The following is a 23,005-nucleotide window of genomic DNA, read 5'->3' as shown; positions in this document are numbered from 1 at the left end:
CAACAAAGACCGCTCCTCGGGGAGCGGTCTTCTTCATTCAATTCTCCAGCGAAATCTGCTCATAAATCGATGACTCAATTCCAGGAAACAACTGATAAACAGAACAGCCAATGATCGCTTCAATCTCTTGTTTAATCTGAAAGAAGCCGCGCCAATGTGTAGGCACATGAACGGAGGTACCATTGCGGATGGCAACGGATACAAGCCGTCTTTCGATAATCGTAAATCCATTCGTATCCGCAATTGCATCACTGAGCGTAAGCACTTTGTCATACATCGTCCAGTCTATTTGTTTCAAGATGTTAATCAATTCACGTTGCATCCATTCCGGTACCTGATCCCAGCCATTAACCGCCTCAATTAACTCTGTCCCAATTGGAAAGGAATGCGTCACGCAAATAGTGGCATTGCCGACGTATCCCAGCTTTTTTAATAAGAGATAGCCATCATAGGAATGAATAACAGATGGAGAGAAGCCTTTGTATCGGCCAATATCATGCAATATACCTGCTATGTATGCGATTTCTGGATCAATCTCATAGCCGTTCTCCACCAAAGCTTGAGCCATTCGTTCCGCTGCTTTAGCCACAAACCTCGAATGATCGACCCATCTGCCCGGATTTTCTTTGCTTGCCCACTCTAGTAATCGTTCCGCCTCATATCGGTCCTTTAAGTACATATCCCACCTACCAACCATAAGGATGCTTACAATCTCATTATACCGACTATTCCGCTGATGATAAAATAGATAGGCAATAAACACATAATTGCTAACATCATTCGATTATCATTTTTATGGTTGCGAATACATGCAAAAACGATTGTTCCTATAAACAGGGCAGCTAGAAAGAAATCAGATACAATAGAATAGACTTGGTTAGACTCGCCCTCTCTTAAGGAGAAAAAGAGGTTAATGATCGTTGCAATCAGAAAAACAATGCTCGATATAATAATAATTACCTTTATTCTTCTCATCCGAAACACCTCTATTTATTGATTACCCAAGTAAATGAGAAAGAAACCGTTCTACCCTTTTCAAAAATCGTATTTCCTATGAAAAGTTTACATTTCTCCCCTTGAACTTAACGTTAACGTCAACGATATACTTAAATCATTCAGGAGGTGACATCGATTGAACACCATCAGCAAAATTGCGGCTGACTTTGATGTAACAACGCGGACGATTCGGTACTATGAAGAACTTGGATTAATTACCTCTCAGCGCACAGAAGGAAATCAGCGGCTTTACTCAAAAAAAGAATACGCCAAGTTGAAGCTGATTTTTCGCGGAAAACGCTATGGCTTCTCACTCGAAGAAATTAAAGAAATGGTGTTGTTGTTTGATCGAGATCGCTCTGGCGCCGCTCAGTTGGAACGAACAATACGCTACGGCGACCAACGACTGAAACAAATTGACGAAAAAATCGCAGAACTAACGGAAATGAAACAAGAGCTTCTCCATCTTAGAGATTCGTTTGCGCAAAAACTAGAAAACTTGACTCAAAAGGAGAATGACGATGAATAGTGCTCAATTCGTTAGCCGTAACGCTCGTAAATACCCGAATACCATGGCAATTCACAGCCCCCTTCGTGCATACACGTATGCGCAGCTTGAGACAGAAGTGAATGGCTTAGCGAATGCCCTTCTCAATCTCAGCATTAAACAAGGCGACCGTGTTTGTTTGTTTATCCCGAACACACCAGCTTTTATAAGTAGTTATTTTGCTGTTCAACGGATTGGGGCAATTGTTGTGCCGATCAATGCCAAGTTTACGCTTGAAGAAGTACAGCACGTCATCAATCATGCTGAACCTAGCTGTATCATCGTTGACGATGCTCTATTCCCAGTAGTTGCTAGTGTTTCAAACGTTCCTCTTAAAATTAAAACAGGTTCTCCATCCTCTGACTGGAAACACTTTGAGACGCTCATTGCGGAAGCAAGTCATGCAGACATTCACATCCCCTTAACCGAAGATGACCTGAGCACCATCCTTTATACATCTGGCACAACCGGAGACCCGAAAGGTGTGTTATTCAGCTATCGCAACATCTTAACCGTTGCGCAAATGATTGCGGTCGAGCTGGAAGTGAAACCAGAAAGCAAGCTGCTCATTATGATGCCTCTTACCCACTCTGCTCCGCTTCATTTGTTTTTAATGGCGGGTATCATCACCGGATCGACTATCGTCATCACGCCAACCTTTTCACCTGACCAACTTTTGGAAGCGGTTTCTAAACAAAAGACGACGCACTTCTTTGGTGCCCCGGTCGCTTATTTAATGACCGCAAACCATCCTTCCCTTTCAGAATATGACCTGTCTTCAATGAACTGGTGGGTGTACGGTGGTGCTCCCCTTGCGAAAGATCAAATTGACTTTATTGAGCAGAAGTTAAATACGAAGCGGCTTACATGCGTTTATGGCTTAACCGAAGCTGGTCCGAGTGGATCAATTCTATTACCCGAAGAACATGGCGAAAAAACCGGCAGTATCGGCAAGCGCGCCCCGCTTCATACAGAACTACGAATTGTCACAAACGATGGTGACGATGTGCCAATAGGGGAAATTGGTGAGATTGTCTTAGCTGGAGAAGGCAATATGGTCGGCTATTACAGAAATGAGCAAGCAACAAAAGCGGCTTTTATTGGTGAGTGGCTTAAAACCGGTGATTTAGCAAGACGTGATCAGGACGGTTACATCTATGTTGTGGATCGGAAACGCGACGTCATTATTTCCGGCGGCGTCAACATTTATCCAAAAGAAATTGAAGACGTGCTTGTGAGCTATGACAGCATTCAAGAAGCGGCAGTTATCGGAACACCCCACCCTGAATGGGGTGAAACAGTCACGGCCTACTTTGCCGCTCCCGAAACCATTGATGTGGAAGCAATTAAACAGTTTCTCCAGCTCCACCTCGCCGCTTATAAAATTCCGCGCATCTTTGAACAAGTGAAGCAGCTCCCTCGTAACGCCTCGGGCAAAATTTTAAAACGCGCTTTAAAAGAAGGAGTGAAAGAAGCATGAATGTCTTGCAAAAACCACTTCGCATAAACGGCTACAAGGCGAATTTTTTTACTGATGATGACACACTGCTGATGATCTTAAAAGAGAAGCTCCCGCTCGACTTCTATCACTATGCAATCGAACAGTTCACTTTATACGGAAAAAAATGCGCTACCGACATTGACGCGCGTGCGAAATACACGGATCGTGATGGCCAGCCTCGCTTACAGCGCTACAATCAATTTGGAGAAGAAATATCAGAAGTTTGGGTGAATGAAGGCTATGAGAAGACGGTCTCCGAATCGTATCAAACTGGAATGGTTGGCTACGTTCATAAGGACATTCCTAAACTAAACCAAAAAGGAAACTACCTATACAGCTTTGCGTTAGGGTATCTGGTCTCGCAAACCGACCCGGGCTTTTATTGTCCGGTCACGTTAACGATGGCGACGGCTTACTTGCTCGACAACTATGCGAATGATGAAGTGAAGCAAAGGTTCTTGCCACATGTGTGTGCAACGGGTGATACAGATTTATTTGAGGGGGCAACCTTTTTAACGGAGAGACAAGGCGGTTCAGATGTTGGCGCAAACGTGGTAGCCGCTGTTCACGAAGGTGATCATTACAGACTATATGGAGAAAAGTATTTCGCCTCAAATGCGGGGAGATGCGGAGTTGCGATGGTGCTGGCACGACGGGAAGGCGCTCCAGCTGGAACAAAAGGACTTACGCTGTTTGCTGTGCCTTGGAATGGTGAAGACGGCAAACGAAACAAGCTTCGCATAAGACGCCTTAAAGATAAGCTCGGCGTCCGCTCGGTTCCTTCTGGAGAGGTCGAGTTTGAAGGTTCAGTCGCCTATGTTGTCGGCGATGAAACCCGAGGTTTTTACTACATGATGGAAGCCCTCAATTTGTCGCGTATTTGCAACGCCGTCGCTTCCATCGGTATCATGAGACGCGCTTATGAGGAAGCCCGCCACTATGCAGAAGCCCGCCATGCATTTGGGCAAAGCCTGCTCCAACTGCCAATGATTCGGCAGACGCTTGCTGGATTGAAGGCAAAACTAGAAATTGAGGTAGCCGCAGTATTTGATCTGATTCATCTGTATGATAAAGTCGCAGCAGGAGAAGCCTCAGAAAACGAAATCATTCTCCATCGTCTTTACATTGCCATTTTGAAAAAAGAATCAGCCGAGATGGCGATTCACTTTAGTCATGAAGCGATTGAGATGCATGGAGGGAACGGCTATATTGAAGATTTTGTCACGCCAAGACTGTTACGCGATGCGCAAGTTCTGACTGTTTGGGAAGGCACGGCGAATGTGCTCGGGCAAGAATTGATCAGGCTCATAAACAAATTCTCAGCTCATGAGCTCTTTATTGCGGAAATGGAGTCTAGATTAGCGTCATTGAAAAGCGCAACAGGCGTTACAATTGTGCGTGAACAGCTCACAATCATCGCGCACCAGCTGCATCAATACGCAAACGCAGACGCGCTAATCCAACAGGTAGAAGCCAAACCACTCATGCAAAAACTCGCTCACGTCTACGAAAGCATCGTGGCGCTTGAATGGGCTGAGAAACACGGTGGGAAATATGCCGACCTTGCAGAGATCTACATCGAAGATACGTGGAAGGCTAACTCTTTTGGCAAACAACCAAAATCGCTTGAATTCGCAGAGCGAGTATTATGACGAACAAAAAAAGAAGGGGCGTCGTTTCTACCCTTCTTTTTCTCGTTCTATCGCTCATTCGAGTCCAATTTTGTAGTCGCTTAGCAGGCGATTCTGATGGCTAATCACATCTTGCGTTGACTGAATCTCTCTAGTTGCTTTTTCGATCGTTTCCCCTACTTCGTTTAGAAGATCATTATAGGAATTGACAACTTCAGCCTCTCGTTCCTCATCAAATTCATTTGCATGTTTGCCGTACCACGTTTCTTTTGTTAGCTCAGGTTCTTTAAATTTGTGTTTGGCATTCCCCATCGTTATTTCTTGACCAATTAAACGAGCTCGGCATGCTCGTAAACGATTGATTTTATCATTCGCTGATTCAATAAAGTTTTCTGTTGACTGAATGCGATCTCGCATGATCTCAACCGACACAGACTCCCTCCTATCTTATCTCTGCTTCCATGCGCTCTTCTAACTGAGGTGCATGTTTCACTAATTCACGTTTAAATTCTTCCATACGCTCGGGAGAAATTTTCACTTCCCCTTTTGGACCCGTATGTTTAATCGTAAATCCTTGCGAAGAACCGAGAATTCGCTCATTGCCAGAGAAAGGACTACCCATTGGCTCAATTGCTGTTATGCTTTCATAGGGAAAAACCCTCCTAATAAAGCCTGCTTGAGCAAGCAACCCCACTTCTTTGAACTCATATGAGATAAACACCATACCTGATACAAAATAAATCATTCCGACAATAAATAAAAAACCAAAAAACAACAGACGCCCAATCGAATCATCCATTAGTATGAAAATTACCATAATCGCAGTTAGTCCAAGCACTAAACTGCTGTAGCCCGTTATTACTTTTTTGTCTCTTGTTGTTTTATATACACTCATTTAGATGTTTTCCCTCCTATATCTCACAGGGTGTTTTAGCACACGCTCAAGCAAATCTTTACTAACAGCGTTCCACTTCTCAAAGGATGTCTTTTGAATGATCACGTCATCAGTTGAGTGGATATTGAAACACATAGTTGGTTTCATCTCGTAATCTCTGCTTTAAAACATATGAGGAATGTTGACAAGAATGACCAGTATTACAGCTATTCCAATCCATTCTAAAAGAAAAATAAAACGTCCCTTTAGAGCTCCATGTATATCAGTAGACCGTCGAAATAAAACAACTGCAATTCCAAAAAACAGATAATAAAATCCATTCATGAACCGATCATATATACCCCTCGGTTCATTTTCATATAACTTATTAACTAAGAAGACAAAAGGCGTATTCTTTCCTAGAATGAAAAGCAGCATAGCCGTAATCAATTGAAAAGCTAAAGCAAGACCTATTATAAAAGCAAAAACATCTATCAACGTTTTAACAGCTCCATCTCAATTGTTTTCTCATCTAAACCAACCGTCGTGCAACGCATAACTGGTTTCATCTATTAATCTTCTTTCATTCAAATGTTCAAATGCTACCTTATTTTTAAAAGCTTTTTCGCCTTCTGCTTACCTTGTAAGCCTAATTTCAATTGCATTAATGATATTTGCGACAATAGCTAAAACAACTGTAGTGATAAACACTAACCCCGCATAGCGCAATTTTCCTTTAATACCACCATGTTTTGTCATTACTTTTTCATATGAACGGTGAGCAACTCCATAATTCATTATGTAGAAATAATTCATAAATTTATCGTACATGTCTTTTGGATTTTGCTCGTAAAATTTTTCAACAAACCTCGCATACGGATTCCTTCTGCCAAACACAAGAAAAACAAATGCTGTTACGTATTGGAACGCCAAACACAAACCTACTAAATAAAGAGTACCCATATAAACAATCATGACAAATTGCCACCTCATTTTTAAAGCTTTCTCATAAAGGCTTTTAAACGTAAGCTGACGTGTGCAACTTTAACTATTGTTACCCAGCTCTCCTCTGGCTTCTTCCAAACTACTTTCTCTCCTACTGACTAGGACATCATTTCATAGCGATTCATTGTCAAAAGCAACATTCACTCTTCCGTTGTACAACGTATAAATCAGTCTCCTTATCATATAAGTGGACGCTTTTATAACATATAGGGGACGTTGACCGCAATAACAACAAGAATTAATATGATAATCCATTGACCAAAATAAATGAGCCTTCCCTTAAATCCACCGTGTTTCTCAATTAGCTTAAGAAACGAAATGTGGGCAAAACTATGGGCAGCTAGATAAAAAATATTTGTGAACCAGTCAAAAAAATCTTTAGGCTTTTTTACGTAGTAGTTAGATAAGTAACTACCTATAGGTGAAGAAATCCCAAATAAAAAAAACAACATACCTGTTATAAATTGAAATGTTATAGATAGACCAATCGTCTCCATTTTTGCCTCTTTGATTTTATCTTTGTATGTACTCTTACTTATTTTTTCATTACTTAGAAACAACTTTAAAAGTACGAATCGTATTTTATATCATTCAGCTTTTGAGCTTACTATTTACAAGCTAAACCAGTCCGTAAAACCACCGAAAGACGTATAGATCTTTAGATTCTATGAAACTAGCCTTCATCTACACCTCTAACTTGTAAGCCCTATTTCAATTGCATGAAGGATATTACCAATAATGATTAAAACAACTGTCGCAATAAAAATTAAACCCAGATAGCGTAATTTCCCTTTTATACCACCATGTTTAGTCATTACCTTTTTATAAGCACGATGCGCAACCCCGTAATTCATTATGTAAAAAATTCATAAACTTGTCATACAAGTCTTTCGGATTATGCTCGTAGTATTTCTCTACAAACCGTGCATATGGATTGTTTCTTCCAAGCCCAAGAAAAACAAATGCTGTTACGTATTGAAAAGCAAGGCAAATTGATACTAAAAACATAAGTCCAGCATAAACAATCATTTGATTCGCTCCATGGTCTTAATTTTAACTAAACCGATTCGCGACACTCTTAGTAGTAACAGCGAGCTTACTAATAGGCTTTGAATCTCTTATATCTGAAGAAGCACATTTAAGTTTAGTACTCCTTTTAAACTTGCTATAAATTTGTTTCTTCAACTGTACAAGTAGAATTGTTCGGTTTTACTTTATTGCGATGCTCACTTACCCATGACCTCCATTTTTTCAATTTCTATAATTCCAATTATCTATTTTCCCAATTTTTAATTAGACAAAACCACAATACAGACAGTTAACTTGTTATCAAAGTCATTTTAGAAACTTTTACCTTTTCCACATCAATTTTAACGAACCTAGGACGACATTAAAACAGTACATTCCTCCTTTCCCCAAAAATACTGAATAGAAATAAAGGTCTTTTCTCCTAATCTATCTGTCATTTTTAAATAAGCTCGATTCTCTGATTAGGACTGAAGACACCTCGTATGAACAACTCTGTAAACAATCGCTACCAATAAGTCTTTCACAAAGCCATCATCGCCGCTTCTTTATGCTGAGCGAGCATTTTAAAGGAACATGCTGTTACTGAAGCAACAACTTTTATCGTTTACCTAGTCATGAAATAATTCAAAATGTTCAACTGTCGGGAATGGCTCATAGAAATGATGCAACAGCTTTTTCCACCTTTGATACTCGCTTGATTGCCTGAAGCCAATTGTATGGTCTTCGAGCGTATCCCACCGAACGAGTAAGAGATATTTCCCTTTCACCTCGAGGCATCGTTGCAGTTCGTGCGATTTGTAGCCATTCATCGCTGTGATAATCGTCGATGCCTCTTCAAACGCCTTTTCAAATTCATTCTCCATACTGGACTTAACTTGTAATAGTGCTGCTTCTAATATCATTCATTCTCACTCCATTCTATCTTTCAAGTATACTGCAAAAAATTAATAATTTCGCAAATTAAATAGACTGAGGATGCAACATTCGCATAGAACAGCATCTTTGTTTACTAATATGTAACCAAAAATAATGCTAGAAAAGCTGTTGCCGAAGCAACAGCTTTTCCCTTATTTCTTACGCAGTTTCTCCATTTCATCCGCTACAAACTGCACCTGCGTGCCGACAACAACTTGAATATTGTAATTGGACACAACATTAATACCTGGTACGCCCGTGCTTTTGATTTTTGCTTGATCGACCTTTGTCATATCTCTTACTTCCAGTCGCAAACGCGTGACACAATTATCAATCGAAACGACGTTATCGTCGCCACCTAACGCTTGATAAATCGTGCTCGCCATAACCGCCATTTGACTTGAGCCAGCTGTTTCCGTTGTTTCTTCAGAAATATCTAAGCCCTCACCCTCAGGCTCGCGACCTGGCGTCATTAAGTTAAATTTTACAATTAAAAAGCGGAACAGCACATAGTAAAGTCCACCAAAAATGACCCCTTGGATCAGTAACATATATGGCTGATTGGCCATATCGAGCGGAAAGCCTAAGACAAAGTCTAGTAACCCGGCGCTAAAGGAAAATCCTGCTGTCCATTGGAAGAATGCCGCAATCGCTAGTGATAGTCCAGTCAATACGGCATGAACAACAAACAGTAGAGGTGCGACAAACATAAACGCAAACTCAATTGGCTCCGTTACCCCTGTTAAAAACGCGGCAAACCCTGCCGCTAACATGAGGGAACCGATTTGTTTCTTCTTGCTCGCATGAGCCGTGTGGTACATCGCCAGCGCAGCAGCTGGAACGCCAAACATCATGATCGGGAAAAAGCCTGCCTGGTAACGACCGGTAATGCCGAGCTCGCCTTCCCCTGCCCAGAATTTACGAATATCATCAATTCCTGCTACATCAAACCAAAACACGGAGTTTAATGCATGATGAAGACCTGTTGGAATAAGCAATCGGTTAAAGAAACCATAAAGCCCTGCGCCGATAAAATCAAGCTGGCTAATCCATGTTCCAAACGTGACAAGACCATTGTAAACAAACGGCCAGATGAAAAAGAACACCGCTGACAGCACCATCATAACCGCTGCCGTCACAATCGGCACAAGTCGTTTTCCACTAAAGAAAGCAAGCGCCGTTGGCAGCTGCACATGACTAAAGCGGTTGTACATGATTGAGGCGATTACACCTGATAAAATTCCGATAAATTGATTCTCAATAACGTCGTACGCCGGGTTAACCTCTCCAGTCGCGATCTGAGTCAGGTCCGCAACCGATTCAACTGATAATACAGAGGTTATAACGAGGAAGGCAACCAGGCCACTTAGTGCCGCTGCTCCGTCCTTATCTTTTGATAAACCAAGGGCAACACCTAGCGCAAACAACACACCCATGTTCTTAATGATTGATTCCCCAGAGGCCGTCATAAATGCCGCTATTACACTATCCTCACCCCATGGGAAATTCGTCATCCATGCACCGACACCGAGCAACACAGCTGCCGCTGGAAGGACGGCAACTGGTAGCATTAACGACCGTCCCAGTCGCTGTAAGTAATTCATCATTTTCATTCACTCCTTAAGCTTCATTTATATAAAAAAGACGAAAAAAACCCAAACAACAGCTAGACCACCCATAGGTGAAATCTAGATGTTATTTGGGTTATGCCTGTTTTACCAGTAACACGCCAAATGCGTTATGTAATTAAGCGCCAAATATGCAGCGTTAAATAAACCTTTTCATTCTGCGTAATCTCCCAGCTGTAGTGCTTGTGGAGAACACGCGCAATCTTATCGGCACAGTCAAATGCTTTCGCATACTTGCCTTGGATCATCTCAATTAAATCGTCGTCCATCTCATTTTGGTCTAACTTTTCCCCATGAAGCTGCCGCAATAAAAAGTAGCGTAAGTGGGTAAGCAACCGTAAATAATTAATCGACTGTTCATTTAATTCCATGTCATAGTGGTATTCAATCACCGAGATGATTCGGTTAATTGCCTCGGTCATTTTCATTGTCTCTGAAAGCTGAGCTTGACGCCCTTGTGCATTAACGAAATGATACGTTAAAAACGTTTCTTCACTTTTTGGCAAGATTACGTCTAGTGTGTCATACACGACGCGAATCGCTTCGACCGCCGCTTGGTGTTCTTTCGGATAAAGCTTTTGTAATTCCCATCGGTTCGTGTGGGGGTAATCCAATTCTTCGTTAGCCCGCTTCACGGCATGATGTATATGATCGGCTAAGGCTAAAAACAACTGCTGGTTTAGCTGCACACCAATGACCGCTTCAGCCGTTCGAATCATCTGTTCCGTTGTCTCAAAAATGGCAACTGGCATGTTTTCAATCATTGCCAAAAAAGGCTGTCGGGAATTGGAGTGAGATGCAGCAACAAACTTCTTCTTTATGTCAGCGTCATGAACAATTGAGCCTTTTTCTTTACCAAAGCCAACACCGTTGCCTAGCACAATCCACTCTGTACCGGAAGCATCTTCAACCAACGCAATATTGTTATTAAACGACTTAATGAGGTTCATTTTGTACCTCCTGAACATCTTAACGCTAGAGCTTATGCCTAATCGAGTTAGTAACACTCTCTAATTCAGTCATTATAGTATACGTTTACGACTGCGTAAATGCTTATTTTGAAGAATAATAGTGAAAGCAGCACTATATTATCCCCTCAAATAACTTTCTTGAACAAAGCGGCACAGCCTACCCCGCCAGCAGCACCAATGACCGCCATGCCATAACGAGCGTCCGATCGCTGCATTTCGTAGAATAAGCGACAGACGTTAATCGCACCTGAGGCCCCGTAAGGATGTCCTAGGGCCAGTGCGCCGCCGGACACATTCACTCGCGCTAAGTCAAGCTGCAACTGCTCTGCGCACGCAATCAGTTGAACTGCATACGCTTCATTAAACTCGATTCGATCAATCGCAGTAATTGATAAGGACTGGCGTTTAAGCAACGTTTCCACGGCATGCAACGGGCTTAAGCTAGCGTAATTGGGATCAAAGCCTGCGCGCACTCCATCTACAAACGTTAGCCACGGTGTTATTCCGGCCGCTATACATGCTTTTTTTGACATCAGTACGATCACTGCTGCACCATCGGATTTTTCACAGGAGTTCGCCGCCGTAATGGTGCCATTTGTTCCGGTTATTGGCGGGACCCGCTCGAGCAATCGCTCTGTCATTTGGCGAATGCCTTCATCTTTTATCCCCTGATGAGCACGTATTTTCTCCTCTTCAAACTGCCCATGAAGATGAGCTTGATAGGATCGACGATAGCATTCGTACGCGTACTGGTCCTGCCTTACTTTGGAAATGGCAAAACGGCTTGCCACCTGCTCGGCTGATTGAGCCATGTCAGGGTCGCCGATCTGCGCAGGGGCAAATGCGGCACGCTTGAGCGCCAGCTGTTCGCCTGCTCGAAATCGGGTTGGTTCCAAGCTCGTACTTTCTACCCCTCCAGCGAGATAGCAATCGCCCGCTCCAGCTTGTATAAAGCGAGCTGCCGTTAGAATCGCGTCTAAGCCAGAGGCGCACTGACTGTCTACCGTTAACCCAGAAATGCGCTGATCTAAGCCTGCTTCAAGCAATGAGTGCCTCGCAAGATTGCCTCCTTCTCCCACAGCATTGCCTAGGATCACCCCATCAATCGCTGGCAGGTCTTCGGCTACTTCAGCTAACACGGTGGCGGCTACTTTCTCGGGCGGCACCGTTGAAAGAATACCGCCTATTTTTCCAATGACGGACCGTTTGGCTTTAACAATGTAGACCTCATTCATTTGCTGTACCTACCAATCCTTGCCGATCGACCTTTCCACTAGGAAGAAGAGGCAGTTGTTCGACTAGATAGACTTTGCGCGGCCGTTTTAGTGGTGGAAGTGCCTCTTTCACCTTCGACCGAATGAGTGAGATCGCATTTGCTGGAACCTCACTTGCTTGCACATAAAGCGCCATCCGACTGCCCCAATACGTGTCTGGCACTCCAACGGCAACCGCTTCTTCAACAAAAGCAAGCTCTTTGACCACCTCTTCCGTTTCTTCAGGGTACACATTGTGACCACCAATGATGAGCATATTGCCTTTTCTCCCCGTTACATGAAGCGAATTTGCGTCGTCAATTCTGCCTAAATCACCGACTGAGAAGCTAGGTCCAATCGGCTCCTCGCCCACATAGCCAGCAAACAAAAACGGACTGCGCACAAACAGTTCCCCGTCTTCCTCCACATGCACCCGCACGCTTGGGAAGAGCTTGCCCACACCCGCCTGTTGCTCGTCAACTAAGGAGTGGTTGATGTACGACACAAAGCTTAATTCAGACGCACCATAAAATTCAAACAGCTGCGCCTCTGCAAACACGCGCTTAACCTGAGCACGGTTTTCCTGTTGCCACTTGGCGCCTGAGACGATGATTTTATCAAGTTTGCTCGAAGCATTGCCCTCTTGCGCAAGCGCATACACCATGGTCGGTACCCCATACAGAACATTTATTCCATGTCTTGAAAGTGACTTGCTCGTTTGCTTGGCCTCAAACTGTTGCTCTAAACAGACCGTTGCCCCGAGATGAAGCGTATGAACCGCTGCAAACAAAAACAACGAATGAACGAGCTGGCCAGGCACGCTAACACAGTCGGATGATTTCAGCTTAAAAACGTCCACTACATCAGCAAAGCTTTCTGTCCATGATTGATGTGTCCGCGTAAATGCTTTTGGCACGCCCGTGCTGCCCGATGTAAAGCCGGTATAGAACAGCGCGCTTCCAGCTGCTTGAGGCAGGCGAATATCTTGCTTAAGCGGTGAAAGAGTGAACACGTTCCAGACAGGTAGCGCCGACTTTTCCTTTTCTGAGCGATCAGTGAGGAAAACCACTGCTTGCGCACGCTCTGCCATCGCATCCCGCTCAGACGAATCCCAAGAAGAATGACAGAGCATCCCGTTCCAGCCAAGACTTGTCACCGCCAAAAACCAGTAAAGCTGCTCGTCCTGTCGCTTTAGATCAATTGCCACAACAAGTGGGTCGGTCCAGTTTTCCCGCACTGCCTCACTCGCCAGCAGCAATCGGTACGCTGCTAGCTTATCCATTAATTGCTTGTATGTAATCGGTTTATCCTGATAGATAATAGCCGTTTTGTCAGCAGAATGATTTGCATGGTGCCGAATCTGTTCCCCAATAAACATGAAAGACTCCCCCTTCAAACGTAAACCATTTTCTTGTATTAGGTTTACAATAACATAGAATGAAGGGGATGGAGAACTGAATAGAAGTGTACCGTTTTTCAGAAATAAATTAATCTTGACAATTCCAAAAGCGCCCATCATAATCAATTTACGAAAACGTTTACTTAAAGGGGAGACGCGATTGCAAAAACCTACAATCAAAGATGTCGCAAAAGAGGCAAACGTCTCAATTGCCACAGTTTCCCGGATACTTAATAATGGGGTTGGCTATTCGGCGAAGACAAAAGAGCTTGTGCTCCGTACCATTCAAGAAATGGGCTACTCTCCAAACGCGATTGCCCGGGGGCTGATTAACAAACAGAGCAATACACTTGGTGTGCTGATGCCAGAAATTTCAGGACTTGTAAGCGCTGAGATTTTACAAGGTATTGAGAAAGCAGCACATAGCCAAGGTCAAAGTGTTATCGTCTGCAATACAGCAGCAAGCGGTAAGCAAACAATAGACTATTTAAAGCTTTTGCAAGAAAAACAAGTCGACGGCTTGCTCTTTACGAGCCAATACTTAACGAATGAACACAGTACATATATTGCAAAAATGAACGTACCCGTCATTACGATTTCTGCCTACTCAGAAGATGATTCCATCCCAGCCGTGCGCGTTGATGATGAACGGGCTGCCTACGATGCGGTTCGCTATCTAATCGAGCGAGGGCATCGCCACATCGGCATGATTAGTGGTTCACCTGGCGACAGACTTGCCGGTTCGCCGAGAATTAGTGGCTATAAACAAGCCTTAAAGGATGCGGGCATTGCTTATGACGAGTCAAAAGTAGCATGGCGTTATGGCTTTTACTTTGAAGACGGTCAAGAGTCATGTGCGCACTTATTGAAGCAGCATCCAGAGCTAACTGCCCTGTTTGCGGCAAGTGATGAGCTTGCGGCTGGAGCCATAACAACATCCTATCAACTCGGGCTCTCAATCCCCGATGATTTATCGATTATCGGCTACGACGGGACGAAGCTAAGCAAGATGACGCTACCAGCGTTAACGACTGTTTCACAGAACTTTGTTGAAATGGGCGAAACGGCCGTCAATCGTTTACTGAACTCGATTCGAGCTGGAAAAAACAGTGATGGTGCGATTATTCAACATCACATTATTGAACGTGCTTCGGTAAAATCAATCATTCATACAAGCTAGCATTATGCTGATACGAGTGCCCTCTCCTAGCAAGAGGACGCCGTATCCCCTTTTTAAAGCTTTTACGTAAACGTTTACTTACTGTTTGAAAGGAGTTCTTTTGTGATGAAAAAAACGGTTTTACTCTCGTTAGGAACATTTCTTCTTGTCGCATCAGGCTGTGGTCAAAGCACTGACGATGGCGTCGTTGAGCTGGAGCTCTTCTCCAATAAAACGGAGAACATCTCGACTTATCAACAACTTATTGAGGAATTTGAATCAGAGCATGAGGGAATCCGCATTCGTCTTAACTCCCCTCCGGATGCGGAGACGCTTCTACGAACGCGGCTTGTTAAAGATGATATGCCCGATATTGTTGCGATTGCTGGCAGCGCCCTTTACGGGGAACTAACGCAAGCGAATATGCTCGTTAATTATGAAGGAAGCCCGATGCTTGATGGCATTCAAACGGCTTACTTGGATATGTTAGCGGAGCTTGAAGGCGAAGAGCAATCCGGTATTCATGGCGTACCCTTTGCGGCCAACGCCAATACGGTCATTTACAACAAAGAAAAACTCGCGGCTTTAGGACTCGATGTTCCAGAAACGTGGGATGACTTTATCGCCGCACTCGAAACGGCTCAAGCTGCTGAAGAGATCCCGATTTACTATACGCTGCAAGATGCGTGGACGGGAATGCCGATGTGGAATTCGATTGCCGGCGTGCTTCAACCAGACCAGTTTGCCGAACGAAAAACGAACAAAGAAATCAGTTTTGCTGATACGCATACAGGCGTGACCGATAAGATTCAAACCTTGCTTGAATTCGGCCATCAACGAATGTACGGCATTGGGTATGACGATGGAAACCGAGAGTTCGCTCAAGGCAACGGTGTGTTCTACTTTCAAGGAAACTGGGCTGTTCCGCAGCTGCTGACAACCAATCCTGAATTAGACCTTGGCGTATTCGCCCTCCCTGTTACAAATGATCCAGAGGAAAACGAGCTTGTCTCGGGCATTGACGTACTGTTTGCAACGTTGGAAGATACGGAATACCCAGAAGAAGCGGAAACATTTATCTCCTTCATGCTTGAAGAAGCTCAATCGGAGACGTACATGGAGCAGCAAGCTGCTTTTTCCGTGCTTGATGGTTTGCTGACGGAAGATCCTTATATGGAAGGCATTCGACAAGATTTTGCCGATGGAAACATTACGAGCTTTCCTGATCACTTTTATCCGCCGGGCATTGGCGCCGATAATTTGATTCAAGAATTTATGTACCGTGGCAACGCTGACGCATTCCTCGAGCGGTTGGACCGCGAATGGGACCAAATTCAACTACGCTTTTAGAAAGGAGATTCCGCAATGAAAACAAAACAACGTGTGTATTTACTAATGACGATTCCTGCCGTTCTACTCTTCTTCCTATTCCATACGTTTCCTCTACTGCAAGGGGTTTTTTACAGCTTCACCAACTGGCGTGGCTACGGGGATTGGGATTTTGTTGGCATATCGAACTACATCAATGTGTTTCAAGATAGACGCGCCTGGAGTGCCTATGGCTTTACGTTTCAGTTCGCGATCGTCTCGACTTTACTCGTAAACGTCTTTAGCTTGGTTGTTGCCCTTGGCTTAAATGCCAACGTGAAATTTAAGAAAACGTTACGGGCCCTTTATTTTCTCCCTAATATTTTAAGCATCTTAATTGTCGGCTTTATCTTTCAATTCATCTTTACGCTTTTCTTACCGCAACTAGCTGAAATACTCGGCCTGAATGCCCTTGCCGTCAACATTCTCGGCAGCCCTGACTATGCATGGCTCGGCATTGTTATTATGGCGGTTTGGCAAGCGGTCGCCTTTAATACCATTCTTTATTTAGCTGGGCTGCAAACCATCCCAGGCGACATTTACGAAGCCGCTGCCATCGACGGCGCAAAACCTTGGCGCCGCTTTTGGAGCATTACGTTCCCGATGATTGCCCCATTCTTTACGATTAACATGGTGCTGGCGCTGAAAAACTTCCTGATGGTGTTTGATCACATTATTGCCTTGACTGGTGGCGGACCTGGTTATGCGACGGAATCGATTTCCGTGCTCATTTACCGCGGCGGGTTTGAAGGTGGGCAATTTGGCTATCAATCAGCGAATGCCGTCGTTTACTTCATTGTCATTGTCGCCTTATCGATCTTTCAGCTACGCGTCTTACAGAAACGGGAGGTGCAACAATAATGAAGCACAACAAAACCAATTGGCTTGTGACCGCTCTGCTCATTCTCGGTTCGTTGCTTATTTTAATTCCGCTTTATTTAACGATCAACGTTGCCTTAAAAACGCCGCAGGAGATGGGCAATCCGCTCTTTTCTTTACCGACGGAATGGCGCTTCCAAAACTTCCTTGATGCGATTGAGCTGACGAATTTCTTTAATGCTCTCGGAAACAGCGTCTTTGTCACAACCTGTGTTGTCATTCTGACAGTACTAAGCAACTCGCTCGTTTCCTATGCGATTGCGCGGAACATGCATAAACGGTTTTACAAAGCGCTGTTTTACTATTTCGTGAGCGCAATGTTTGTTCCGTTCCCAATCATCATGCTGCCTCTTGTGCGGCAAACAGCGATTTGGAATATGGACAATCTATTTGGATTGATCATTCTTTATATCGTCTTTCAGCTGTCGTTCAACGTGTTTATTTACGTCGGTTACATTAAGTCGATACCCGTTGAGCTTGAAGAAGCAGCGATGATGGACGGAGCGAGCTCTTGGAAAGTATTTTGGAAAGTCATCTTCCCCCTGCTCGCACCAATGAACGCAACCGTGGCCATCTTAACGGCGCTGTACGCTTGGAATGACTTCCTCTTACCGCTCGTCATTTTAACCGATTCAGCTGATGCGACCTTGCCGTTAACCCAGTATATTTTCCAATCGGAATTTAGTACAAACTACAACCTCGCCTTCGCTTCCTATTTGCTGGCGATGCTGCCAATGATTCTCGTCTACTTACTGGCGCAACGCTGGATTATTGGAAATGTAACAAGGGGTGCGTTGAAATAAGCTCCAAAAAAAGAAACAAGCTTCCGTATAAGAAGCTTGTTTCTTTCTGTTTGACACATAAATCCTTACTTCCGTCGAATCCCCATCACCGTGTTTGCTCCGTTCGGCCATTCGGTTCCAGCGTGTGGCAATTGCGCCACTCTGGCTTCAACCGCTTCCGGAAATGGCGCAGGTCGGCCTGTTTCTTGACTCATGCCCATGATCAGTTGCTCACTTGTGGCGACAACTTGTCCGGCTTGGTTCATCAATTCGACCCATAGATGCAATCGTTTGGAATCACGATCTAAAACAAGGACCGTTGTTGAAAGAGACTCCTTTTCGTGCGCTTCTTTCAAATACTTAATGTGGCTTTCGAGTGTAAAAATCGTGTACTGGTGCTGGGCTCTTCCAGCCTCGCCTAACTCGATATAGGCCATCAGCTCTTCAAGGGCGATGCTAAACACACGCGCGTATTCGGCATCATTCATATGTCCGTTGTAATCGACCCATTCAGGCAGGACAGACCCTTGCCAATTATACGTTTGGTCGCTCATAGGCTAGCACCCTTTCTGATGGCCAAAATCCTTCTTCTTCAAGCAGCTGCATCAGCTTGATCAGAAAGCGGTCGCGGCGGTGTTCCATATCAGAAATACTAACATCGCCGGACTGCAGCGTTGTGCCATCTATCACTTTTTGCTTTAGCTCATCGGTTAGTTCCGGAGCAACGAGCTTTGTCCACGGCAGCTTCAGCGCAGGGCCGAACTGTTCAAGCATATGCTTCATGCCTTCGTTCCCACCGGCAAGATGCAGCGTCAGGAACGGACCCATTAGCGCCCAGCGCAAACCAGGACCATAGACGATCGCTTTATCAACTTCCTCCGTCGTGGCAATCCCATCGTTGACAATGTGCAATGCCTCGCGCCAGAGTGCTTCCATCAGGCGGTCGCCAATATGTCCGTCGATTTCACCAGACATCACGAGCGGCTTCATCTTTAACTGATCATAAATTGCGTTTGCTTTTTCAATAAACCGTGCTTCTGTCTGCTTCCCACCAGCAATTTCAACAAGTGGAATCAAGTAAACCGGGTTAAACGGATGGGCAATCACAACCCGTTCTGGGTGTTTCTCACATGCTTCTTGCAAGACAGACGGCATGTAGCCAGACGTGCTTGAAGCAATAATTGCCTCAGCTGGTGCATGCTGATCAATCGTGTAAAGCACCTGTTTCTTGAGTTCTTCTCGCTCTGGGACACTTTCTTGAATTAAATCTGCTCCAGACACGGCATCTGCGAGTTCGTCCGCAAATGACAACTGCTCTATCGAGGCATTTCCTGCTAGACCATATCTTTCCAAGGTTGGCCAGATGTCTTCAAGCAAGGCTCTTGTCTTTTCTTCTGCCTGTGGTGCTGGATCATAGGCAATGACTTTATGACCATTCGCTAAAAAGCGGGCAATCCAACCATTCCCGATCACCCCTGTGCCAACTACGGCCATCGTAAGTTTCGTCATGCTTTCCCCTCCTTTAACGTACTGCTTTTTTTAATCCTAGTATTTCGCGCGCTTCTTCAGGTGTTGCCGCGTCTAATTGCTCGGCTGCTAGAAGATCGATAGCCTTGTCGACGAGCTGTTCGTTCGTACCAAAGACACCTTTATCTAAATAGAGATTGTCTTCAAGACCAACACGGACGTTTCCACCTAATTTGGCCGCTTCTACTAAGATCGGGAACTGCTTTCTTCCGATACCAAAAGCAGACCAAGTCGCACCTTCAACGATGCGCCCTTTCATATATGCGATTGTTTCTTGATCCGCATCAGCGCCCCAAGGAATACCTAAGCAAAATTGATACATTGGATTTCCATCAATCAGTCCATCTGCAATGAGCTGATTGGCGAGTCGAATATGACCAGTGTCAAATACCTCTAATTCCGGTTTAACGCCACTTTCTTTAATAAGCTGGGCGTGATCACGTAACCACGATTCAGGCCCAAGATACACTTGGTCACCGAAATTCAAGCTGCCGCAATCGAGCGTGCAGATTTCAGGCAGAAGCGCCCCGACAGGCTCATGTCGCTCTTCCGGCGTTTGTATATCTGTACCAGGCCCTCCGCTCGTCGGGTTTTCAAGATTCGGCACAAAATCACCACCGCCACCAGCGGTTATATTAATAATCACGTCGGTAGCCGATTCGCGAATTCGTTCAACCGTTTCACGGAAAAGCGCAAGATCATGACTTAATTTCCCTGTTTGTGGGTCACGGACATGAATGTGAGCAATTGCCGCTCCTGCTTTTGCTGATTCAATCGCGGAGTGAGCAATCTCTTTTGGAGTAATCGGTACATGTGAACTCTTAGAGGTCGTGTCGCCTGCACCTGTTAGCGCTGCGGTAATAATTCGTTTATTCGTCATTCTTTGTTTCCTCCTTCATCAGGTTGTAATGGCGCTAATTGAAAAATCTCGCCTGTTTCAAAGACATCGACCAATCGATCGATCCATGTGTAATACGCTGTCCAGTCATCGAGCTCTTTTGCCATCATTTGATATTTTTCAAGGAGGTCTGCTGAAGGATTGCTACCCATTTCGGCTTCAATGTCTTGCAGTTTATCGCGGAGCTTCCGCTCAAATGCCATATTCTTCGTAATGACTTCTTTCCAGCTTGTTGTGAAAAGCGAGATAAACGTCTGCACATAATCACTTTCTACATTGTAATGTTCCTTCCGACTTCCTTTCACAAACTCTTTCTCAGCTATGTTTAAGGAAATCATTTGGCGCATTACTTGACTCATGCGGGTTTTGCTCATCCCTGTTTTATCTGCTAAGTCATCGAGCGTCATCGCTTCCCGGTTCATATAAATGATCCCAAGCAATCGTCCGACTGTTGAGGAAACCCCAAACGTTTCCATATTGTTCGCCACGCGATCCGAAATGAGATCCTCGCACGCTTGTAACTCTTTTACTAGTTGTTCATCCTTCGATTTAGACACAGCCAAACCTCCTTCAATCAAATCAGTTGTAACTTTACCACAGATTTAAAAATCATTAAAAAATCATTTCTACTAGCATGCTCGAGTAATCAAGAGGAATTGTAAGTATAAAGGAACTGTAAACTTTGTGCAATTTAAATTGCACAAAGTTTACGTTAATCATACCAAATTTGCGGTTTTCATTTTAGCACCGGGTTTGCCTATACTTTACTAGTGCTTAAAACGCAAGCAGGACACTGGAGGTATGAAACTTGCTAGAATTTAAAGATGTCGTAAAAACGTACAGTGAGAACGGAAAGCCCGCTGTGAATCAGATGAATTTAAAAGTCGAAAAAGGTGAATTCGTTGTTTTTATCGGACCAAGTGGTTGTGGAAAAACAACAACAATGAAAATGATTAATCGCCTCCAAGAGCCAACGAGTGGAGCGATTTTTGTCAATGGAAAGAATGTGCTTGACCAAGACCCGGTCCAGCTCCGCCGCTCCATTGGCTATGTTATCCAACAGATTGGCCTCATTCCCCATATGATTGTTGGAGAAAACATCTCACTTGTTGGTTCCCTCTTAAAATGGAACAAAGGACGCCGACAAGCGCGAGCGAAAGAGCTAATCAAGATTGTTGATTTACCAGAGAGTTTCCTTGAGCGCTACCCACATGAATTAAGTGGTGGCCAGCAACAGCGAATTGGCGTTCTTCGTGCCCTCGCCGTAGATCCACCGTTAATCTTAATGGACGAGCCGTTCGGGGCACTCGATCCTATTACGAGAGATACGCTGCAAGAAGAGTTTAAAAAACTACAAAAAGAAATGGACAAAACGATCGTTTTCGTCACCCATGATATGGACGAAGCGATTAAACTAGCCGATAAAATTGTCATTATGAACCAAGGTGAGATTGTCCAATTCGGCACTCCAGATGAGATCTTGAGAAATCCAGCGAACGAGTTTGTTGAAGATTTCATCGGAAAAGACCGCCTGTTACAAACGCGACCAGACGTGTCGAAGGTCGAACAGATTATGAACGCCAATCCGGTCACCGTAAATGAAGAAACGTCACTCAAAGACGCGATTCAACTCATGCGCAAAGCACGCGTTGATTCGCTGCTCGTGGTCGATCAAGCCAATCGCTTAAAAGGCTTCGTTGATATTGAAATGATTGATGCCAATTATAAAAAGAAAACATACATTCACGAAGCGATGGCCACAGATCTGTATTCTGTGCAGAAAGACAGCCTCTTGCGGGATACGATGCACCGGATGTTGCGCCGCGGTAGTAAATACGTACCCGTTGTTGACGAAAATCGAACATTGGTTGGGATTGTTACGCGTGCGTCCCTAGCCGATATGGTATACGACACAATTTGGGGCGATCTCGACCGTGCGGATGAACCGATCATAGAACAGTAAGGAGGCAGATTGTAAATGATTGAAGCGATAACCAATACGCTGTCTTCTTATGGCTGGGACTTGTTAGAGAAGACAGGCGAGCATATGTATATTTCCGCCGTAGCAATCCTACTCGGCGTAATCGTTGCCGTCCCAGCAGGCATTTACTTAACGAGAGTTCCTAAAATCGCCGACCGGATCATCTCGTTTGTCGGGATCTTACAAACCGTTCCGAGCTTAGCAATCTTAGCGTTTCTAATGCCCTTTCTTGGCGTCGGCACAGCACCCGCCATTGTTGCGCTCTTTATTTATTCCGTCTTACCGATTCTCAGAAATACGTATACAGGAGTAAACGAAGTTGATTCCAAGCTTGTCGAAGCTGGTAAAGGGATGGGGATGAGCAACACCGAACTCATCTTAAAAATCGAACTGCCCATTGCGCTTCCCGTTATTATGTCAGGAATTCGCTTTGCTACGGTTTACCTCATCGGTTGGGCGACGCTTGCAGCCTTTATCGGTGGCGGTGGTTTAGGGGATTTAATCTTTGATGGCTTAAATTTATACCAACCTGAACTGATTATATTAGGAACCATTCCAGCAACCATTCTTGCCCTTCTCGCAAGCTGGGGCTTATCCGCTTTAGAAAAGAAATTAACGCCTAAAGCGTATCAAGAAAAAGAAGCGGCTTGAGAGGAGTACAC

At 44.4% G+C, this 23,005-nt stretch carries 25 protein-coding genes; 9 read left to right on the top strand and 16 right to left on the bottom strand.

Annotated features, from left to right (window positions below):
* Positions 1-37: 37 nt before the first annotated feature.
* Together JOC54_RS19305 and JOC54_RS19300 are read right to left on the bottom strand one after the other, a co-directional pair.
* Positions 38-679: an HD domain-containing protein gene (locus JOC54_RS19305; RefSeq protein WP_204468428.1), complete on the bottom strand. Its 642-nt coding sequence runs from the start codon at positions 677-679 to the stop codon at positions 38-40.
* A gap of 26 nt (positions 680-705) precedes the next feature.
* Complete coding sequence (locus JOC54_RS19300; protein ID WP_204468426.1) at positions 706-975, bottom strand: hypothetical protein; 270 nt, start codon at positions 973-975, stop codon at positions 706-708.
* 157 nt (positions 976-1,132) lie between these two features.
* Here JOC54_RS19300 and JOC54_RS19295 point away from each other — a divergent pair, with 157 nt between their 5' ends.
* From JOC54_RS19295 to JOC54_RS19285, 3 genes are read left to right on the top strand one after another with little or no spacing between them, the layout of a single operon-like run.
* Positions 1,133-1,525 carry a MerR family transcriptional regulator gene (locus JOC54_RS19295; protein WP_204468424.1) on the top strand — a complete coding sequence of 131 codons (393 nt, stop codon included), beginning with the start codon at positions 1,133-1,135 and terminating at the stop codon, positions 1,523-1,525.
* Positions 1,518-3,023: a class I adenylate-forming enzyme family protein gene (locus JOC54_RS19290; protein WP_204468422.1), complete on the top strand. Its 1,506-nt coding sequence runs from the start codon at positions 1,518-1,520 to the stop codon at positions 3,021-3,023. The genes JOC54_RS19295 and JOC54_RS19290 overlap by 8 nt, the downstream gene beginning before the upstream one ends.
* The gene (locus tag JOC54_RS19285) at positions 3,020-4,696 is read left to right on the top strand and encodes an acyl-CoA dehydrogenase family protein (protein ID WP_204468420.1); all 1,677 of its coding nucleotides are present in this window, start codon (positions 3,020-3,022) and stop codon (positions 4,694-4,696) included. Before JOC54_RS19290 ends, JOC54_RS19285 begins: the two co-directional genes overlap by 4 nt.
* Positions 4,697-4,750: 54 nt before the next feature.
* Here the strand turns inward: JOC54_RS19285 and JOC54_RS19280 are convergent, their stop codons facing one another.
* The 10 genes from JOC54_RS19280 to JOC54_RS19235 form a co-directional block, all read right to left on the bottom strand.
* Positions 4,751-5,107 (bottom strand): YwqH-like family protein, encoded by a 357-nt coding sequence (locus JOC54_RS19280; RefSeq protein ID WP_204468418.1) that lies wholly within the window; start codon positions 5,105-5,107, stop codon positions 4,751-4,753.
* A 10-nt stretch (positions 5,108-5,117) separates the two neighbouring features.
* Complete coding sequence (locus JOC54_RS19275; RefSeq protein ID WP_204468416.1) at positions 5,118-5,570, bottom strand: PH domain-containing protein; 453 nt, start codon at positions 5,568-5,570, stop codon at positions 5,118-5,120.
* Between the two features lie 162 nt (positions 5,571-5,732).
* Positions 5,733-6,047: a hypothetical protein gene (locus tag JOC54_RS19270; protein ID WP_204468414.1), complete on the bottom strand. Its 315-nt coding sequence runs from the start codon at positions 6,045-6,047 to the stop codon at positions 5,733-5,735.
* A 138-nt stretch (positions 6,048-6,185) separates the two neighbouring features.
* Complete coding sequence (locus JOC54_RS19265; protein ID WP_204468412.1) at positions 6,186-6,524, bottom strand: hypothetical protein; 339 nt, start codon at positions 6,522-6,524, stop codon at positions 6,186-6,188.
* Between the two features lie 227 nt (positions 6,525-6,751).
* Positions 6,752-7,051: a hypothetical protein gene (locus tag JOC54_RS19260; RefSeq protein WP_204468410.1), complete on the bottom strand. Its 300-nt coding sequence runs from the start codon at positions 7,049-7,051 to the stop codon at positions 6,752-6,754.
* A gap of 1,140 nt (positions 7,052-8,191) precedes the next feature.
* A complete protein-coding gene (locus JOC54_RS19255; protein ID WP_204468408.1) occupies positions 8,192-8,485 on the bottom strand; it encodes an antibiotic biosynthesis monooxygenase family protein in 294 nt (97 codons plus the stop codon).
* Positions 8,486-8,650: 165 nt separating this feature from the next.
* Positions 8,651-10,105, bottom strand: a complete 1,455-nt coding sequence (gene nagE / locus JOC54_RS19250; protein WP_204468406.1) for an N-acetylglucosamine-specific PTS transporter subunit IIBC — start codon at positions 10,103-10,105, stop codon at positions 8,651-8,653.
* A 131-nt stretch (positions 10,106-10,236) separates the two neighbouring features.
* Positions 10,237-11,076: a PRD domain-containing protein gene (locus JOC54_RS19245; RefSeq protein WP_204468403.1), complete on the bottom strand. Its 840-nt coding sequence runs from the start codon at positions 11,074-11,076 to the stop codon at positions 10,237-10,239.
* A 146-nt stretch (positions 11,077-11,222) separates the two neighbouring features.
* Positions 11,223-12,332 carry an acetyl-CoA C-acyltransferase gene (locus JOC54_RS19240; protein WP_204468401.1) on the bottom strand — a complete coding sequence of 370 codons (1,110 nt, stop codon included), beginning with the start codon at positions 12,330-12,332 and terminating at the stop codon, positions 11,223-11,225.
* Positions 12,325-13,728, bottom strand: coding sequence for an AMP-binding protein (locus JOC54_RS19235; protein ID WP_204468398.1), 1,404 nt, complete (start codon positions 13,726-13,728; stop codon positions 12,325-12,327). Before JOC54_RS19235 ends, JOC54_RS19240 begins: the two co-directional genes overlap by 8 nt.
* A 181-nt stretch (positions 13,729-13,909) precedes the next feature.
* Here JOC54_RS19235 and JOC54_RS19230 point away from each other — a divergent pair, with 181 nt between their 5' ends.
* The 4 genes from JOC54_RS19230 to JOC54_RS19215 all read left to right on the top strand — a co-directional run bounded on the left by JOC54_RS19230 (position 13,910) and on the right by JOC54_RS19215 (position 17,958).
* Positions 13,910-14,929: a LacI family DNA-binding transcriptional regulator gene (locus JOC54_RS19230; RefSeq protein ID WP_204468396.1), complete on the top strand. Its 1,020-nt coding sequence runs from the start codon at positions 13,910-13,912 to the stop codon at positions 14,927-14,929.
* A 105-nt stretch (positions 14,930-15,034) separates the two neighbouring features.
* On the top strand, positions 15,035-16,258 hold the full coding sequence (locus tag JOC54_RS19225) for an ABC transporter substrate-binding protein (protein ID WP_204468394.1): 1,224 nt from the start codon (positions 15,035-15,037) through the stop codon (positions 16,256-16,258).
* Positions 16,259-16,273: 15 nt separating this feature from the next.
* Positions 16,274-17,137, top strand: coding sequence for a carbohydrate ABC transporter permease (locus JOC54_RS19220; protein WP_204468392.1), 864 nt, complete (start codon positions 16,274-16,276; stop codon positions 17,135-17,137).
* Entirely contained in the window at positions 17,137-17,958 is an 822-nt protein-coding gene (locus JOC54_RS19215) for a carbohydrate ABC transporter permease (RefSeq protein WP_204468390.1), read from the top strand. The genes JOC54_RS19220 and JOC54_RS19215 overlap by 1 nt, the downstream gene beginning before the upstream one ends.
* Positions 17,959-18,023: 65 nt before the next feature.
* On the opposite strand, the gene JOC54_RS19210 is transcribed toward JOC54_RS19215, so the two are convergent.
* Genes JOC54_RS19210 through JOC54_RS19195 form a run of 4 tightly spaced genes read right to left on the bottom strand, consistent with a single transcriptional unit; the run spans position 18,024 to position 20,919 of the window.
* A complete protein-coding gene (locus JOC54_RS19210) occupies positions 18,024-18,491 on the bottom strand; it encodes a thioesterase family protein (protein ID WP_204468388.1) in 468 nt (155 codons plus the stop codon).
* On the bottom strand, positions 18,472-19,446 hold the full coding sequence (locus JOC54_RS19205) for a 3-hydroxyacyl-CoA dehydrogenase NAD-binding domain-containing protein (RefSeq protein WP_204468386.1): 975 nt from the start codon (positions 19,444-19,446) through the stop codon (positions 18,472-18,474). Before JOC54_RS19205 ends, JOC54_RS19210 begins: the two co-directional genes overlap by 20 nt.
* Before the next feature lie 13 nt (positions 19,447-19,459).
* Positions 19,460-20,344, bottom strand: coding sequence for a beta-keto acid cleavage family enzyme (locus tag JOC54_RS19200; RefSeq protein ID WP_204468384.1), 885 nt, complete (start codon positions 20,342-20,344; stop codon positions 19,460-19,462).
* Positions 20,341-20,919 (bottom strand): GbsR/MarR family transcriptional regulator, encoded by a 579-nt coding sequence (locus JOC54_RS19195; protein WP_204468381.1) that lies wholly within the window; start codon positions 20,917-20,919, stop codon positions 20,341-20,343. Before JOC54_RS19195 ends, JOC54_RS19200 begins: the two co-directional genes overlap by 4 nt.
* Positions 20,920-21,170: 251 nt before the next feature.
* Between JOC54_RS19195 and JOC54_RS19190 the strand changes: the two genes are divergently transcribed.
* Positions 21,171-22,325, top strand: coding sequence for a betaine/proline/choline family ABC transporter ATP-binding protein (locus tag JOC54_RS19190; protein ID WP_204468379.1), 1,155 nt, complete (start codon positions 21,171-21,173; stop codon positions 22,323-22,325).
* Positions 22,326-22,340: 15 nt separating this feature from the next.
* Entirely contained in the window at positions 22,341-22,994 is a 654-nt protein-coding gene (locus JOC54_RS19185; protein ID WP_204468376.1) for an ABC transporter permease, read from the top strand.
* Positions 22,995-23,005: the final 11 nt, after the last annotated feature.

The organism is Shouchella xiaoxiensis (assembly GCF_016907895.1).
GTDB lineage: Bacteria > Bacillota > Bacilli > Bacillales > Bacillaceae_D > Shouchella > Shouchella xiaoxiensis.
Note: the sequence above shows the minus strand (reverse complement) of the source record. Positions and strands in the feature narration are given on the sequence as shown.

Coding starts and splice junctions, on each gene's coding strand:
- JOC54_RS19300 (WP_204468426.1), bottom strand. CDS start 975: ATGAGAAGAATAAAGGTAATTATTATTATATCGAGCATTGTTTTTCTG.
- JOC54_RS19290 (WP_204468422.1), top strand. CDS start 1,518: ATGAATAGTGCTCAATTCGTTAGCCGTAACGCTCGTAAATACCCGAAT.
- JOC54_RS19265 (WP_204468412.1), bottom strand. CDS start 6,524: ATGATTGTTTATATGGGTACTCTTTATTTAGTAGGTTTGTGTTTGGCG.
- JOC54_RS19215 (WP_204468390.1), top strand. CDS start 17,137: ATGAAGCACAACAAAACCAATTGGCTTGTGACCGCTCTGCTCATTCTC.
- JOC54_RS19220 (WP_204468392.1), top strand. CDS start 16,274: ATGAAAACAAAACAACGTGTGTATTTACTAATGACGATTCCTGCCGTT.
- nagE (WP_204468406.1), bottom strand. CDS start 10,105: ATGATGAATTACTTACAGCGACTGGGACGGTCGTTAATGCTACCAGTT.
- JOC54_RS19210 (WP_204468388.1), bottom strand. CDS start 18,491: ATGAGCGACCAAACGTATAATTGGCAAGGGTCTGTCCTGCCTGAATGG.
- JOC54_RS19245 (WP_204468403.1), bottom strand. CDS start 11,076: ATGAACCTCATTAAGTCGTTTAATAACAATATTGCGTTGGTTGAAGAT.
- JOC54_RS19275 (WP_204468416.1), bottom strand. CDS start 5,570: ATGAGTGTATATAAAACAACAAGAGACAAAAAAGTAATAACGGGCTAC.
- JOC54_RS19255 (WP_204468408.1), bottom strand. CDS start 8,485: ATGATATTAGAAGCAGCACTATTACAAGTTAAGTCCAGTATGGAGAAT.
- JOC54_RS19305 (WP_204468428.1), bottom strand. CDS start 679: ATGTACTTAAAGGACCGATATGAGGCGGAACGATTACTAGAGTGGGCA.
- JOC54_RS19205 (WP_204468386.1), bottom strand. CDS start 19,446: ATGACGAAACTTACGATGGCCGTAGTTGGCACAGGGGTGATCGGGAAT.
- JOC54_RS19285 (WP_204468420.1), top strand. CDS start 3,020: ATGAATGTCTTGCAAAAACCACTTCGCATAAACGGCTACAAGGCGAAT.
- JOC54_RS19260 (WP_204468410.1), bottom strand. CDS start 7,051: ATGGAGACGATTGGTCTATCTATAACATTTCAATTTATAACAGGTATG.
- JOC54_RS19240 (WP_204468401.1), bottom strand. CDS start 12,332: ATGAATGAGGTCTACATTGTTAAAGCCAAACGGTCCGTCATTGGAAAA.
- JOC54_RS19185 (WP_204468376.1), top strand. CDS start 22,341: ATGATTGAAGCGATAACCAATACGCTGTCTTCTTATGGCTGGGACTTG.
- JOC54_RS19225 (WP_204468394.1), top strand. CDS start 15,035: ATGAAAAAAACGGTTTTACTCTCGTTAGGAACATTTCTTCTTGTCGCA.
- JOC54_RS19235 (WP_204468398.1), bottom strand. CDS start 13,728: ATGTTTATTGGGGAACAGATTCGGCACCATGCAAATCATTCTGCTGAC.
- JOC54_RS19200 (WP_204468384.1), bottom strand. CDS start 20,344: ATGACGAATAAACGAATTATTACCGCAGCGCTAACAGGTGCAGGCGAC.